This window comes from Vibrio sp. Makdt (assembly GCF_027587015.1).
GTDB classification, from domain to species: domain Bacteria; phylum Pseudomonadota; class Gammaproteobacteria; order Enterobacterales; family Vibrionaceae; genus Vibrio; species Vibrio chagasii_B.
In genome coordinates, this window is the sequence record NZ_JAPPTH010000041.1 from 1 (window position 1) to 14613 (window position 14613).

9 protein-coding genes are annotated in these 14613 nt (G+C 44.3%); 1 reads left to right on the top strand and 8 read right to left on the bottom strand.

Features of this window, described 5'->3' with window-relative positions:
* The 8 genes from OH460_RS26265 to OH460_RS26300 form a co-directional block, all read right to left on the bottom strand.
* A partial coding sequence (locus OH460_RS26265) for a conjugal transfer protein TraG N-terminal domain-containing protein (RefSeq protein WP_270000086.1) occupies positions 1-4491 on the bottom strand: 4491 nt, incomplete at its 3' end.
* A 3-nt stretch (positions 4492-4494) separates the two neighbouring features.
* Positions 4495-5901: a conjugal transfer protein TraH gene (locus tag OH460_RS26270; RefSeq protein WP_270000087.1), complete on the bottom strand. Its 1407-nt coding sequence runs from the start codon at positions 5899-5901 to the stop codon at positions 4495-4497.
* Complete coding sequence (locus OH460_RS26275; RefSeq protein ID WP_270000088.1) at positions 5888-6415, bottom strand: hypothetical protein; 528 nt, start codon at positions 6413-6415, stop codon at positions 5888-5890. The genes OH460_RS26270 and OH460_RS26275 overlap by 14 nt, the downstream gene beginning before the upstream one ends.
* Positions 6416-6567: 152 nt before the next feature.
* The gene (traF, locus tag OH460_RS26280; protein ID WP_270000089.1) at positions 6568-7515 is read right to left on the bottom strand and encodes a conjugal transfer protein TraF; all 948 of its coding nucleotides are present in this window, start codon (positions 7513-7515) and stop codon (positions 6568-6570) included.
* Between the two features lie 3 nt (positions 7516-7518).
* A complete protein-coding gene (locus OH460_RS26285; protein ID WP_239917268.1) occupies positions 7519-8064 on the bottom strand; it encodes a hypothetical protein in 546 nt (181 codons plus the stop codon).
* Positions 8065-8098: 34 nt separating this feature from the next.
* Positions 8099-8728, bottom strand: a complete 630-nt coding sequence (locus tag OH460_RS26290; RefSeq protein WP_270000091.1) for a hypothetical protein — start codon at positions 8726-8728, stop codon at positions 8099-8101.
* 275 nt (positions 8729-9003) lie between these two features.
* Positions 9004-9498, bottom strand: coding sequence for a hypothetical protein (locus tag OH460_RS26295; RefSeq protein WP_239917270.1), 495 nt, complete (start codon positions 9496-9498; stop codon positions 9004-9006).
* A gap of 3 nt (positions 9499-9501) precedes the next feature.
* A complete protein-coding gene (locus OH460_RS26300; RefSeq protein ID WP_270000092.1) occupies positions 9502-10548 on the bottom strand; it encodes a hypothetical protein in 1047 nt (348 codons plus the stop codon).
* A 3248-nt stretch (positions 10549-13796) separates the two neighbouring features.
* Between OH460_RS26300 and OH460_RS26305 the strand changes: the two genes are divergently transcribed.
* A complete protein-coding gene (locus tag OH460_RS26305) occupies positions 13797-14606 on the top strand; it encodes a hypothetical protein (protein ID WP_270000093.1) in 810 nt (269 codons plus the stop codon).
* Positions 14607-14613 lie beyond the last annotated feature (7 nt).

Genomic DNA, 14613 nt, shown 5'->3' on the forward strand with positions numbered 1-14613 from the left:
ACTTGCCACTTGAGTTGCTGGCGCTACTGTACCCATTTCAGCCACCGACTGTGGTGCTGAACTTTCAGGGCGTGAGTTCGTAGATACAGTGTCAGAGGTCTTCGACGTCTCTACCGTTTCGGCTGATTTATTATCAGGAGCTACCTCTTGATTGCTTTGAACTTGGGTATGCTGATTATTACTGTCCTCTGGCTGTAATGGGCTACTAGGTAATGCGCTAACAACCATTGAAGCTAGTTTGGAGAAACCTGTTTGATCATTGCCTTGGGTTTGTTGTGTCGTTGTTTCCTTTGAATTATTTGCCTCTGTTGGTTGAGCATCAGTTTGGGTATTTTCTGTTGAAGCAAGCATCTCCCCTTTCTCTTGCAACGACGTAATTGCCTGATTAGCGGTCATTTCACCTGAACTTACAGCATTGAACAGTTGAGCTCCTTCTTTTACAGAAATCGTATTACTGTCGATGGAGTCAAAGATTTGTGATTTCTGTTCGTCACTCATACCACTGTTCTCTGATGCCTCCATAAGTGCCAAGCTTTGCGCTGCAGTTTCAGCGAATTTTGTCATTGAACTTGGTACTGGTGATGGCTCATTTGACGGTACAGAACCCGGCATTGCTGTGTTCGCTACGGTGTCATTAACACCCGTTAATGGCGTTGTTCCGTTAGATTGGCCCTCTTTAATTGCAGCTTCGTTTTGCTCTTTACCTGTCGTTTCAAGTTGTGACAACTTCACTTCATTCGGTGTATCTTTAGCTGCGTGGTAAGCTTCCTGGTGTTCAGCCCCATCCTCTGTTCCAATCTGCAGATAATGTTTAGATAACAATTTGCCATTTACGACATCGTAATTCTTATTAACCTCAGATTGATTTGATAGATTCGAAACTTGCTCATCAGTAAGGGATGTACCAAGTGTTGAAGCAACATGAGCAACGTTGTTGTAATCAATGTCTCTGAATCCGTCCTCAGAGCCACCCATAAACAGTTTATAGTCCTCTAACGCTTCCATGGTGTATTTGCCCGATGCTAGTCCACCTACTTCTTTGGCAAATGACTCATCCTCAGACATTTCCGTTCTCAGTTTTTCTATATTCCCAACCGCATTATTGTGATGCTTGATTTCCGTGTCACTGAGTAGCCCATCTTTATTGAGCGTGTTCTCATCACTGGTTAACGCGATCACAGCGGCACCATACACACCTTCGGAATTAGTGGTGAGTCCAAAATCACGAGCACTTGGGTTAGTTGCAATTTGTGGTCTTGTTAATAAATCAGCTCCTTTATTCAATGGTGATTCTAAATGCTTCATATTTTCTGCGGCTGGCTCTGATAGCTGTTGCGCTGTCGCAGAGTGAAACTGAGCAAATAGCCCTGCTGCAACGTCATTTACTAATCCACCTGCATCTTTCGCAGCACTCTTAACTTCTTGAGAAATTGGAGTTGGATTAACTGTATCAGTGGCAGTTTCAATGGCCTTAATTTCATCTGTTTTCTCAGGCGCAACTTTTGATGCATTGGCGCGAGCCTTAACAACATTTTCCTCGTGCTCATCTTTGATATTTTTGGTGGTCAATAATGTACCAACCTCACCCAGTCGTTCATCTCGTGTTTTCTCAAAGCCTTGCTGGTGTCTTTGAATTTCTTCCGGAATGCCTGCTACAGCTGAGTTGCTGGTGGTATCTTTCACAGAGCCTAAGTTGTTACTCATCGTGGCAAAGTTTTTCGACATATCATTAAGGGCTTTGTCACCAATCAAGAAGTCGGCTTCATTGAATTTCTGCGAGATATCCATCAAGCCCGATTTCATTGAATTCATGTCTTTAGCGTTCGCCACTTCTTGATATTGATTAACCATTTCACTTGAGAAAAGTACTGCTGCAGCACGACCCACATCTCCGTGATAGTATTTAGATGCATCACGTTGTATTTGGAGGTTTCGGGCCTGAGCATTGGCCTCAACGACTCTACGCTCCTCTGGGCTCATGTTGGCCATCTCACTTTCGGTGTTATAACCATTAGCCACCCACTCTTTAAATTCCTTATTGTTTGCCGCATTTGTAAAATTGGTTGAATAATTTTGATTCAAACCTTTTGCAACACCCAATGCGTGTTGCGTCGTTTCTTGGAATTGTTTCGCAGCTGTATAACTTTTCAGGTCTTGAATAGCATTTTGTCCCGTTTCGCCCCAACCTGTCGTTCTTGAAAGACCGTGAACCTTTTGAATCGCTTCTTGACTGGTGTATTGAGCACCGGTGCCACCTTGTTCACTGGTCACGTAACCTAGGCTTGCCTGCAATGCCTCTGCCTCACGTTCCGTAAGGTTAAACCCGCCCTCTGCGTTAACCTGCACTCGGCCATCAAGACCAACGGCGAAGTCACTTTTGTTTCTTGAACTCACTCGGTCTGTTTTTCCGGAACTCTTTTCATTACTCTTAGTGTCAGTAACCTGGACTCTTTCTGCTTTTGAATTGCCCTTATCTTCTATTTGACTCGTTTTCGTCACGCGGCCACGTCCGTATCGTCCGTCAGTCTGCGAGCCCCCCTGCGTATTCGACATTGTTTTATTACTTTCTCCATTAGTGTATTGGGTAGAGTCAGAAGCTTGAGTTGACGTCTTTGCACTCTCAGAGGTTTGCTGTGTTGAATCCTCCCCATTTCCCCAACCTAAATTTCCACTAGCAGAACCACCACCACCCATGACTAACTTACCCATCAATTGAGTAATTTCTTGTGTATCTAGATTGGTGTTTTTCTGTAAACCTTCACGAACCTGCGATGCAAATTGAGCATTTTCAGAATATTGATGACTATCACTGCCATTCGCACTTTTTCCTTTTTGAATCTGCGTCATAAGCTGAGAAAGCTGGCCCCATGACTGTTGATGCGTAGCTTGAGCTGATTGAACTCGCGACTCTGCCATACTTGATGTAAGGGACAAGTTACTGGTCATATTCGACATACCACCGAGTGTTGGCATATTTTGGTCTTGAATTTGATTTGTTGAATGAACCACACCGTTATCACCCATAGTCCAACTGTGATTACCCATTCTGAGTGAGCCATTTTTGGCACCAACTGCAATATCTGGTGCGACAGCACTAGGATTAACATGTGCGGTTCCCCCGATCTTGCCAGCCATACTCACGGTTGCGTACTCGCCACCTTTTAAAAGCATATAAGCTAACATTGGAACCATTGTCGTCATGTAAGAAGCGGTCGCTATATAACTTCGCGCTTCGGAATAGAAGTTGGACAATCCCCCAATGGTGTATGCTGTTTGCTCACTGATCGACGTTTCCAACGCATTTTGAATAGACCAATCGAGATAGAAGTTAATCAGAATCATCACGAATGGATACAATCCAACTAAAACTAAGAATCGCATGTATGACGCGGCGATCTTAAAGCCCCCTTCACCAAAGATGATAAAGAAGGACATAAGTGGTGCTGCAAACCACACGAATGCTTCAAAAAATGAGATGGTGGCAGGGGCCATTTCAAGCCACAAGTTTCTGTCACCAGCCATAGTGAAAAGACGCTGTTGTTTCGCTTGATATTCCATAGCGTCAACAAGTTGGCCTCGTGCAGAATGACTAGCATCTAACCCCATAGCATTCTTTTTGACGTGATAATCAAGGAAGTTATTCATCTGAAATGTGTAGCTGTCCATTGATGCAGAGCCCAACTGCTGAAGTGCCGAGCTTACTTGTGTCGCTGAAATGCCTTTCGCTTCATTTAACTCATCGAGTCCGTCTGCTAATTTCGATTGGTCATTATCAATGTACGCGCTCAGTGCAGTGTAAGCGTCTTTACACGACATGAACGACGGTTGACCTTCAAGGTACATGTCGATGTACCAAATCGTTGAGCTCACCTCCATCGCGGCCCAAGCATCGACATTCGTCAATACATTGCCAACCTTCGCCTCTTGATAGGCTCCACCAACTTCCATGTCTTTGAACAAACAGCCATTCATGTAACTGTCTATGCTTCGTATGAAATCACTATCTGCATGTCCAATAGTACGAATATTCGGACTATTTACAGACCCTTCAATGGCCACCAGCGTTCTAAGTGCGTCTAAGTGTGTGCCTGAGTTCTGAGGCATCACAAAGATGTCACTCAAGATATCGATAAACGCGATAGGTACTTGAGTCGTTACAGCCCCACCTATCGCTAAACCAACAGGAATGTCAGTAAAATACGCTGAATCACCCGTACCAGCATGTTCGACAACAATGTCGACCCTCGGGTAGAAACACAGCATCCAGATAAGATAGCCCTTGCACACTGTTCCTAAAAATTCACCACCAATCTGACCCTTTTCAAAGAATTGTTTGAAGGCTGCAACGAAGAAGGAAAGAACTAATCCAAGACCGAACAAGTAGTTAGGCTGTCCAAAATCACCTGTTGATGGATCGAAAGCCATCGACAAGCCAAGGAAAACTTGTCTAGCCCAATCAAAATTACCAATGGTATATATCAGAAATTCCATGACTTAGTTCTCCATACTCTTCTCGACTAACATATGCAAACGGTTCTTAGAGTCTTGTTGTTCATAGTGGCGGTCCACAATGTCCATCTGTATGTTCAACATTTCTCTTGCTTCTTTTATGTAGGCTTGGGCATTAGCATCGCTGTCGGCTTTAGCCGCGATTGCAACCGCATCCAAATACGCACGAGCAGATGTGAAAAATTGCATCGCAAAGTTGTACGCGTATTCATTAGCAATTGCCTCGTAGTAACCTTGGACCTCTGAACTTTTTCTGTATTTGGTCGCGAGTAAAGCTATGTAGCCATATACATCCATACCGCCACCCTGTATCACTGCTTTTTGAGTAGGACCAAAATCATTCGCACCGCGAGCACCTGTTCGATAGACCTCTAATACGCCTGCGGTCCCGTCTGTCGTTCCGTCCAACGCTTCTAAGAACTGTTTGTTCAACGGCCTCCAATCAATCGTTTCCTGAGTAACATCAAGACATTTAGAGCTGGCCACAGTATCTGGGTTACCGTCATTACACTTGAGCCTTGGCACTTGTTCTTGAGTATCAAAGCCACCAAAAGCGATATCTAGCAGAGTCAATGTCGCAGGAACCGGAGTTGTCGCAATTGAAGAGGTTTCGACACCTTGGCGGTCAGGGTCAGTGTTATCAGCAACATCTCGGATCTCGGTCCCAACTAGTGACATGACGGTTTCCGAAAATCTAGGGAAGAAGTCAGAGGCACCAACATTCATTTTTGATGTTCTCATGCCGTTAATTAGTAGGTTACCTGTCAGTAATTCCTGACCATTCTGAACTTTTTGGGAGAGCTCAAGCAATGAAGTGCCTGGGGCTATGTTTTGAAACCAATCAGCTGAATCTGTCGCAACACCAGTTGAGTTTGCGGCTTGACCGATTGCTAAAGCATCTCGGATTGATTGTTCATATGGGCCGACCGCGTTGGCCATTAATGCCTGACCCGCTTCACATGAGTTCTTGAAAAATTTGTTCCATTCATCCATCGCTTTTTTCAAGGCTTTGATGTTTGCAGCACACGTCGGACACAGAGCATCTAAAGCTAGGTTGAAGGCATACGACGCACTACCCGCTGCAATTTGTCTCATTGAGTTTTGGAGCATCCCTGTTAAATCTTTGATCATTGAAAATGAACCCAGATTAAGGTCGATTCCGTTACATCCGGCTTTCATCGACGGAACTTGAAAGTTCACGATATTTGGATCATGACTCTTAACACGGTATGAAAAAGAACCGAGTGCGATGGCGTTTTTATTACTGGTTTCGTAGTCGACAATGCCATGACCTGTCGAGTACCCATTGAAGACGTCTTGCATTGGGTTTGCCAACACATTCATAGAGCATGTCAGCGAGGCGGCAACGATAAAAGACCTAATACGTTTCATAATTGATTGCCTCCTGCGCTTGTGCATTGACATTATTTGTCAAACTTTTCTGTTGAGCTGATTCAGAGGAAGGGATAAACGGCAACACATTGAGAACCAACTCCTTCGCAATTTCGTAGCTATCTTCAACCACTACTCGCTCATAAAACTGATATTCACTTGGTTCTATAGTTTCAGGGTCAATAAGGTGAAGCTTGGCGAGTTCGTAGCTTGCTGACTCTGCAGAGCTATAAGCGGTCAAAGCTTCAGGCACCTCAAGTACGAGAGCTTCATAACGCAAAACTGGGAGCAAGCTTGAATAGAAATTTAGTAGGCTGACTTTCAACGCGTTGACGTCGCCTTTATTCGACGTAATAGCGCCAAATAGCCGCTCGTAATCGGGCATTTCTACTATTTGTAGAGTCGTCGATTGATGGGAGTTGGTAGTGTTTGATGACGTAATCACGGGCTTTTGTGACTTGTTAGCCATCGCTAATGTACTGAATGTCAGTAGAACCACTGGTATAAGCTTCATGACCATATCCTGATAGAGAACTAGGATTAGTGTTACTTAACGCCAGTACAAAAAATTCAAATAAGGAGCCTTTTTTCGGTAATTAACGTGAAACTGATATAAAAAAGCCTGCTCATTAACTAATGAACAGGCTCCAATTAACCGTGATAAAGCTAGTAACCTTGCTGTGCTTTGAGGTTCGATTCTAAGATTTCAACTAGATAGTTTGCGTCTGTTAAGGCTCTTTCTTCATCAATATCTTCAAATCGTGTAATTTGCTGTAGGGACTCAACTGCTGACGCGTCGTTAAATTGTTCTTCTGAAATCACATTGGCCGTCTTTGCCTGAATAAGAACCAATCTTATGATTTCACTTTCAGTCACAATACCTTGTGAAATGGGCGCTACAAACTCACCGGAATTACCAACTAAAAACAAAGCAGGCACTCTTTGAACGCCTAGCTCTTTATACTTCTGCTTGGTATCCGGTTGATACTCAGGAAACATACCATTTTCCATTGGCGCTAAATCGATGCTGATCGCATTTACATTAAAGCCATATTTGCTCATGAGGCGTTGGACAATGGGTGCTTGGCGTTTACAGTAATCACAAGTGCTCTCAAAAAAGAACCATAACCCTGCTTGTTTTGCTACTTCTTGAACCACTTCCTGTTCTGCACGATTCTTAGCTTCATTCTTAGCATTAAGAGCAAAACTCGATGTTGGCCTTGCTTGTGTTTCATCAAGAAGAGGGTTGTTGATGACATCTTGCATCCACGCTTCCCTAAACGAAGTCGCCTTGTCCATAATCACACGTTGCATGTATCGGGCTCGTTGGATGTTCTCCGGACTAGGGTCATCAATTGCTTCACCAACAAACTCCATAAAGTGCGCTCGTATCCATTTCGTCGACATAGGTTCAGGCCCAGATTTTGCTGCACTTGGAGGGGCTATAGGGATTGGTGGAAGCTCGGGCTTTTTGGGTTCCTCTGGTTCAGGCTCCCCATAAAAGTGCCAACCTTGAGCGGCACTTTTATCATTGACGAAATTTGCATCTGCCGTCGCGGTAGCTGCAAATGCAAGGGAGCATAACATCGAAAAGCCTAGATAGTTCGATTTCATAATCTATACCTCAGCGGCTTTGGCTTTACGACGATTTCTCGCTCTTTCTGCACGACAATGAGCACAACCAGTACCAGGTCTTTCAGTGTGGCCAATATATTTTGTCCCACACTGACATTTGAAAATGTGAATTGTACCGTCACCGATACGATGAAGGAGTTGAACAAATCGATTAAAATTCACGTAAGCACGTATGTCTTCACTCGATTCATCAAATACTCTTGCATAAGCATCAAGCATCTTGTCGATATTGTCTTGAAGCGGCAATTTAACTGATGGGTCATTGGACAGGATTGAATAATAAGCCCAAAGCTTATTCGAGATGGAAAACGCTTCCGGTACTTGATGAAGAAAGCTCGCATCTTTACCCATTCTTGATTTTTTAAAGTCTGTCTGCATTCGGCCAAGCTCATGTTGAGCAGACTTAGGCACTGAACCTAAAAGGTCTTTAATTGTGGCTGCGTTTGCACCAAAGCGTACAAGATCGAGTGCTCGCGTCTCCAATTTCAGCGCCATTTGAGACGCTGTGGATAATTGTATCTCGGACATATGACTATCCTTTCAAATTGTGAACAGACTGAATTTAGATCATATCGGTCAAGGTACGCATACGAATGCGCTCTACGCCGACATTGTGACTTTGAAATTCATGAGTCTCTAAGGCATTCAACATCTCAGTTTCAGTACCATCGTGAAATACGAAAGGATTGATACCGGAAGATGTGAACCTGACAATCTGAAACAACTCAAAACTAGCAAACTTAATGATTTCTTGTTGAGTTGCCATTAGCTCAATCATGGCAGAATGCGGATCTGTTTGAGCGAGGTTGTGCATCGCGAGAATTAGAGATTGGCACTGAAAACTCACCTCATCAGTAGAAGGTGTAGATTCAGAAGTGACATTGAGATAAGCGTTCAATCGTGTTCGATAGTTTTCAAACTGGCCTGTTTCAATTGCGGTGTTGAGAACCGATAAACCTGTTTGGTTAGTGCAGCCAGAACGTAATGGGGCAAGGGTAAAGATATGATGCTGCGTTTCTACAAACTTCTCTAGAGTATCGGGCTCGATGCTTATAAATCGATCTACGTCGATGTTAGTCAGAAAGTTAATTTGAGCGGAGCATTCTCTGTTAGTTAAAACAGATTGGTGTGCAGCTAACAATATGCGAGCGGAAATTGCACGCACGGCTGCCATGTAGCCTAGACGTTTCATAAGTAAATCTTCCATGCTTTTACGCGGTTTGAGCGATCCCAACATTGACCTTTCAAACACCTTACTAAGCTCACCACGAGCGTTGTTAGGTTGCGTTTACAGTATTGACGTTGTGTTCATTTATACAAAATTACGAATTCCATAATACGCAATTTGTTTTACTGACCTTTTGGATTATTGCATAGATGTATAAAATCTCAACAATGATTGAAAAAAAACATACACGTTCTCAATATTAAGTCTTGACTTATTGAAAAATGCGCTTCGCAAAAAAATCAACTAATTAATCCGCTTGAAGTCAAGTTATCAACCAGTTCCGTAGATACCAAATCTGCAGGGTCTGTCTGTGGTGATTTAGCTTCAGGTATCTGTGGAGAGTTCTGTGAAGAACCGTGTTCGTTGTTGGTGTTCACGTTACCCAAAAATCGATTAATAATTGCTTCACCGGATTGGTGATATAACAGCCCCAATTGAAAAAGAATCGGTAGTAACCAACTTCGGTTTTCACAATGATTCAATTCGCTCAACAAAACTGGGAAATCACGTTTAGATATTCTAAATCGCTCATTAACCTTCTCGCCGTTGAACGGCATTGTCAGCTCAACTTGTGATGATATCTTTTCCCAGTTCGACTCGTGCAATCGCTTAATCACTGCGCCTTTGTTTAGTATTCGCCGCAACATGATGCGCTTAAACTTAGGACTATCGGGGACCTCGATAGCTCCCCTTTCCACCCAAGTCGACAGGTTAACATCGATACTATTACTCATAAGCTACGCAACCTTGTTTGAATTAACACCCGCGATTTGTCTAGCTAACTCAGCAAAACCAAGGCATACAGCAACTTCATGTTTCTCGACTAACTTCACAGTATGTCTCGGAAATGCACGTTCTAGTGCTCTCGCGAAATCTGGAGCTGGACCACCAGACACAATAAACTCTTGTATGTCTGATGCTTCACCAAGCATGTTAGTAAGTAAATCGACTGCTTCATTGCACAAACTGTCAATCAGCGGCAAGCAGTCAAAGACACCATTAGAGACAGGGAAGTCATACGTTTCGGCAAATATTTCGAGCTTTTTCGTGTTGAATGCTTTGTCTACCAACTCTGTGCTGATGGACGTACCCAAAACCTCAGACAGGTAGGTGCTCAGGCTTCTGAGAATTTTCCCCTGACCTAGTTCGAATGCCTTTGTACGTTCTTCGTCGATTGTAAGCCCCGTAGAAGTCAAGAAGTCGGTTGTTCCATAACCTGGATCAACAGTTACTCTCGCACGGTTCCCAAGCGCCTCCATAATCCCGCAGTTCATTTTCATTGCTTCAGACTTTGCATGATAAGTAAGTGCGCCAAGTGGCTGCGGCAAGACATGTGCCTGTTTTACTCGGATCACTCGCCCATCCACATGATGTTCACCAATCATAAAATTGAGTAGTTCATCTTTACGATCCAGCTGGTTTAATGGAAGACCAGCCACCAGCAAGTCAATGCAATCCGTTTTTAATAGACTTAAGCCACCGATAAACAGCGCCTTGTAAGCCGGACTTGAGATATAACGTTTATTAAGAAGTCTTTCGTTGGCGTCAGCTGCTTTTGACAAAACTCCCGGCCCCACTTCATAACTACTTCCGTCAATGTTGACTAAAACCGTATTTCGCTGAGTTGTGCCAAACGATTCCAGTCGCTTCAGCTCTGTAGGATTCACCTTTACAGCTCTTGATGGGAAGCAATGGTAATAACAGTGATCGCCTGTTATTTCAGATGCAACGCAGGTGGTTCCAAATCCTACATCTATCGCTGCAACTTCCAGTTGTTTGTTCATAATCAATCACTCCGATCATTTGTCTTGATGTCAAACCTAGTGATACACAAAAATTGATGATGGTTTAGCAATTAGTGAGGGTATTTTTAATGTTTATTGTTAGTTGTTGAAAAATATCGTGCATGAATCGAATAAAATTGTATTGCGTATGAGGTAAATCGAGATACTTGGGAAATATTGATAAACACCGTAATAAATCGGTTAAGGAATGACATTTGTAGAAACAATTGACAAAAATTGCATAACATCGTTTCTATTTTGGTGGGATTGGGAATTGTATGGGAAAATTTGCGCGTTCTTGAAAGCAATTAGCCAGAAATCGAAAATCGTTACTCAAAAGAACGTCCATCAACCGACATACACATTTTGAGCGGTACTGATAATCCTTATTTTCAATGACGCGCCTTAACGAAAGTAATCTAGTTCTGATCTTCACTGCTAATCAACCACCATGAAACGATAGTTCGTTTCAGAATTTGGCATCACTGTCCCTACATATATCAATGGTGGTATCAAAATTCGATTAAAATTGAACCACCGAAAACATTTGCACCTGCTAATAAACTGGATGTCTGACACCCCCCTCAATATATGTAGGGAATTTGAAAATAAGGATTTTATGAGTGTGGTGGTCATATCTCCTACATATACATGGGGTGGTATCAAAAAGACGAAAAAGTGACTGGTGACAAGGAAAATTCACGCAAAAATGCGGCCTTTAGTCATATATCAGTGGTGGTGTACCACCCTCCGTATAGTAGTATTATAAAGGGGGAGCTAAAAAAAGCTCCCGCCAAGGGAGAGGTCGCTGGCGCATGGCAATTTAGAAAAGATCCTGCCCGAGAGTTAATCATTGACCGTGACACCCTAAGAATCAGAATCCGACCCTGCCCGAGCATCAATCATTGACCGTGACACCCTAAGAATCGGAATCGACCCTGCCCGAGCATCAATCATTGACCGTGACACCCTAAGAAACGAAATCGACCTTGCCCGAGCATCAATCATTGACCTTGACACCCTAAGAATCGGAATCGATCCTGCCCGAGCATCAATCATTGACCGTGACACCCTAAGAAACGAAATCGACCTTGCCCGAGCATCTTTCATCGACCGTGACATCCCATGAATATGATTCGACCCAGCCCGAGAGTGAATCAATGACCACTTGGCTAACCGTAAAGAGTCTAACCAAGACATTGAAATCGAATCCTGAGCGGTACAGCCCTTCTTAAAAACAAAAAAATAAATATAAATATCCCAAAATCATCTCAAGCCGATCGGTACTACCCAAGACTGAGTCGTTGCCCGAGACGGTTCAATTTCACGGGATGACAATGAATATGAATTAATTACTAAACAATCAAGAAAATGGTGTTCAAGCCAATTTTCATTGACGGATTTTCAGCTCACGATGACCAGCGGATTCTCGGGTGAAAGACCGGCGCTGGTGCCGCGTCATGCCATCCCGTGTCAGTGCGAGACATGGGGAAATGATACTTACGCCGGAGCGAGCGCCTGGGTACTGGCCAGCCGCCGGTTCTCACCAGCCAGTTCCCAGCCGATGAGCTGGTGCCGGGTCATAACATTCAGTGTCAGTGCGAGACATGGGGAAATGATACTTACGCTGGAGCGAGCACCTGGGTACTGGCCAGCCGCCGGTTCTCATCAGCCAGTTCCCAGCCGATGCGCTGGTACTGGGTCATAACATCCCGTGTCGGTCATAGATATTGAGCTTGGTATTAACAATCCGTAGTACCGAGTTGATTCAATAGGCTTGAGATTTGGTCGAGCTTTAAGTCATTCGTGTTGATTTTGATTAGTTTGAATAGCCCGACTGTTTTAGGCCCTAAGCTAATTTGCGCCGCACTGCCCGAGCAAAAGGTCCGTTCGTTCACCAAATCCTATGAGTGTTCATCTCCCAGTGCCAGTGCGAGACATGGGAACTGATATCTGCGCCGGAACGAATACAAGGGGGACTGGCCAGCCGCCGGGGTCCCAGCCGAGGAGCTGGTGCCGGGTTTACTGCATTCAGTGTCAGGCACAGACTTTGAACTTAGATATCTGATACCAGCGTCGCCTGGTGACCAGCAGGCACTCGGGTGATAAACCAACGCTGGTGCCGCGTCACATCATCCCGTGTCAGTGCAAGACATGGGAATCGTTACCCACGCCGGAGCGAGCACCTGGGGACTGGCCAGCCGCCGGGGTCCCAGCCGAGGAGCTGGTGCCGGGTTTACTGCATCCCGTGTCAGGCAATGACATTGAGTTTCAGTTTTTGCTACCAGCATCGCCCGGTTACCAGCAGGTTCTCGGGTGATAAACCGACGCTCTTGCCTGATCATAATACCGACAGTCAGGCTAAGATGTTGGGGTTGTGCTTAAGATGGAAGTTTACTTACCGACCATTAATTTCTATTTGAGCTTACTGAATACATACAGACAATTCTTAAGCCACGGACAGCATTGCTAGTCATTGCCTGATTAAAAAGCCTAAGAGTACATTCGGCCCAGAAATGTTCATCTCCCAGTGCCTGTCCAAGAGGTAGATAACGTCGAGGTCCTGATGACCAGCAGAAAACTGAGCGCTGGTGGCTGGCTCGCAACTGAAATGTCATTCAAAGGTGTGGGATTCGAAATCTACGCCGGAGCGAACTCCAGGGCGCTGGCCAGCCGAGGAGCTGGTGCCAGGTTTTATTGCATTCAGTGTCAGGCAATGACATTGAGTTTGATGATTTTCATACCAGCGAGGCCCAGATGATACTCGTGACCAGCAGGTTCTCGGGGGAAAAAACCGGCGCTGGTGCCGGGACACATCATCCCGTGTCAGTGCAAGACATGGGAATCGACATCTGCGCCGGAAAAAATTCTGGGAGCTGGTCATCCGCCGGTCCCCAGCTGAGGAGCTGGTGGAAAGTCATTAGTTCCAATGTCATTCAGAGAAATTGAGTTGAGCGACTGCACGAGCTCGAATCGTTAGTCACCAGCTGAATTCCACGAACGCTGGTTTGACTAATCCCCCTTCCCTGTCGTAGCGAGACAAAGCGTTAGGCTAAACAAATTCAAATTCGTGGCTACGACATTCATGATTGAACCATTGTTCATACCAAAGTAAACACCCGCAGACCGGCCCTATTCGGAAAGCAATTCTGAAATCTATTAGCGAAAATTCGTCCCTTATTTGAAAAAACGTCGATTTAATTCATGCAGTATCAACCAATACCCCATTTGGGAAGGAGACAGGGTTTATGCATGAACAGACGGATGTCCTTGACGTTCAAACAGACGAACTTGATGTTCTTACTGAGGACATTGAGGCTGATGTTCAGGTTAAAAAAGACGATATCCATGCAGATTTAAAATTGGGTTTGATCACCAAGAACCTAAAACGTAATGCAATGGAACTGAAGGCGGTCTATGCCGAAGCCGGTGAACTTATAGCCGAAATGGAAGACTTAGCTGACAAGTATTACCGAAAACCTCAGCTCGAACAGAACCATAAAATTATCAAAGACAATTCTTACCATCGTAGAAGCACGTTCGCCAATACAGGCCATGTACTGATTGGGACTAAGTATTACACCAAAGACAGAGACGGTTGGGAGATGGTGATGTGTTTTGAACTTCGAATGCGTGACATGAGCCGCTTAAACAAAACAACAAAAAAGAAGGCGTATCACTTTGATCCCGATAAGAAGATTCCGAATTCAGAGAAATACTATGAAATTCCTAAGTTCGCGACGAAGTACGAGAACAAGTCAGAGAACAAAATTCCCTACAAAGTGCTGACCCACCCTTTTTCCAAATCACAATGTAAAAAATACATGAGGGATTGGGAATTAAAGCTGTTCCTAACATTTAAGCAAATTATCAGTCCACCCACACGACGTTACCTCGGATTAAGGGAGCGCTATAAAACGCTTCGAGAGGAACGACGCGTATTACTCAGCATTTTCATTGCAGATAGAGGGCTCCCACTAAGCAGGGAATACAACCGAAAAATAGGCGAGCTAGAAAAGGTCATCGCTGACCATTACCCAGAACTCATCAATCTCTAAGGAGAAT

What these genes read in the sequence shown, in the direction of transcription:
- OH460_RS26290 (WP_270000091.1), bottom strand. Translation starts at nt 8,728, where the DNA reads ATGAAACGTCTAGGCTACATGGCAGCCGTGCGTGCAATTTCCGCTCGC.
- OH460_RS26305 (WP_270000093.1), top strand. Translation starts at nt 13,797, where the DNA reads ATGCATGAACAGACGGATGTCCTTGACGTTCAAACAGACGAACTTGAT.
- OH460_RS26270 (WP_270000087.1), bottom strand. Translation starts at nt 5,901, where the DNA reads ATGAAACGTATTAGGTCTTTTATCGTTGCCGCCTCGCTGACATGCTCT.
- OH460_RS26300 (WP_270000092.1), bottom strand. Translation starts at nt 10,548, where the DNA reads ATGAACAAACAACTGGAAGTTGCAGCGATAGATGTAGGATTTGGAACC.
- OH460_RS26285 (WP_239917268.1), bottom strand. Translation starts at nt 8,064, where the DNA reads ATGTCCGAGATACAATTATCCACAGCGTCTCAAATGGCGCTGAAATTG.
- OH460_RS26275 (WP_270000088.1), bottom strand. Translation starts at nt 6,415, where the DNA reads ATGAAGCTTATACCAGTGGTTCTACTGACATTCAGTACATTAGCGATG.
- traF (WP_270000089.1), bottom strand. Translation starts at nt 7,515, where the DNA reads ATGAAATCGAACTATCTAGGCTTTTCGATGTTATGCTCCCTTGCATTT.
- OH460_RS26295 (WP_239917270.1), bottom strand. Translation starts at nt 9,498, where the DNA reads ATGAGTAATAGTATCGATGTTAACCTGTCGACTTGGGTGGAAAGGGGA.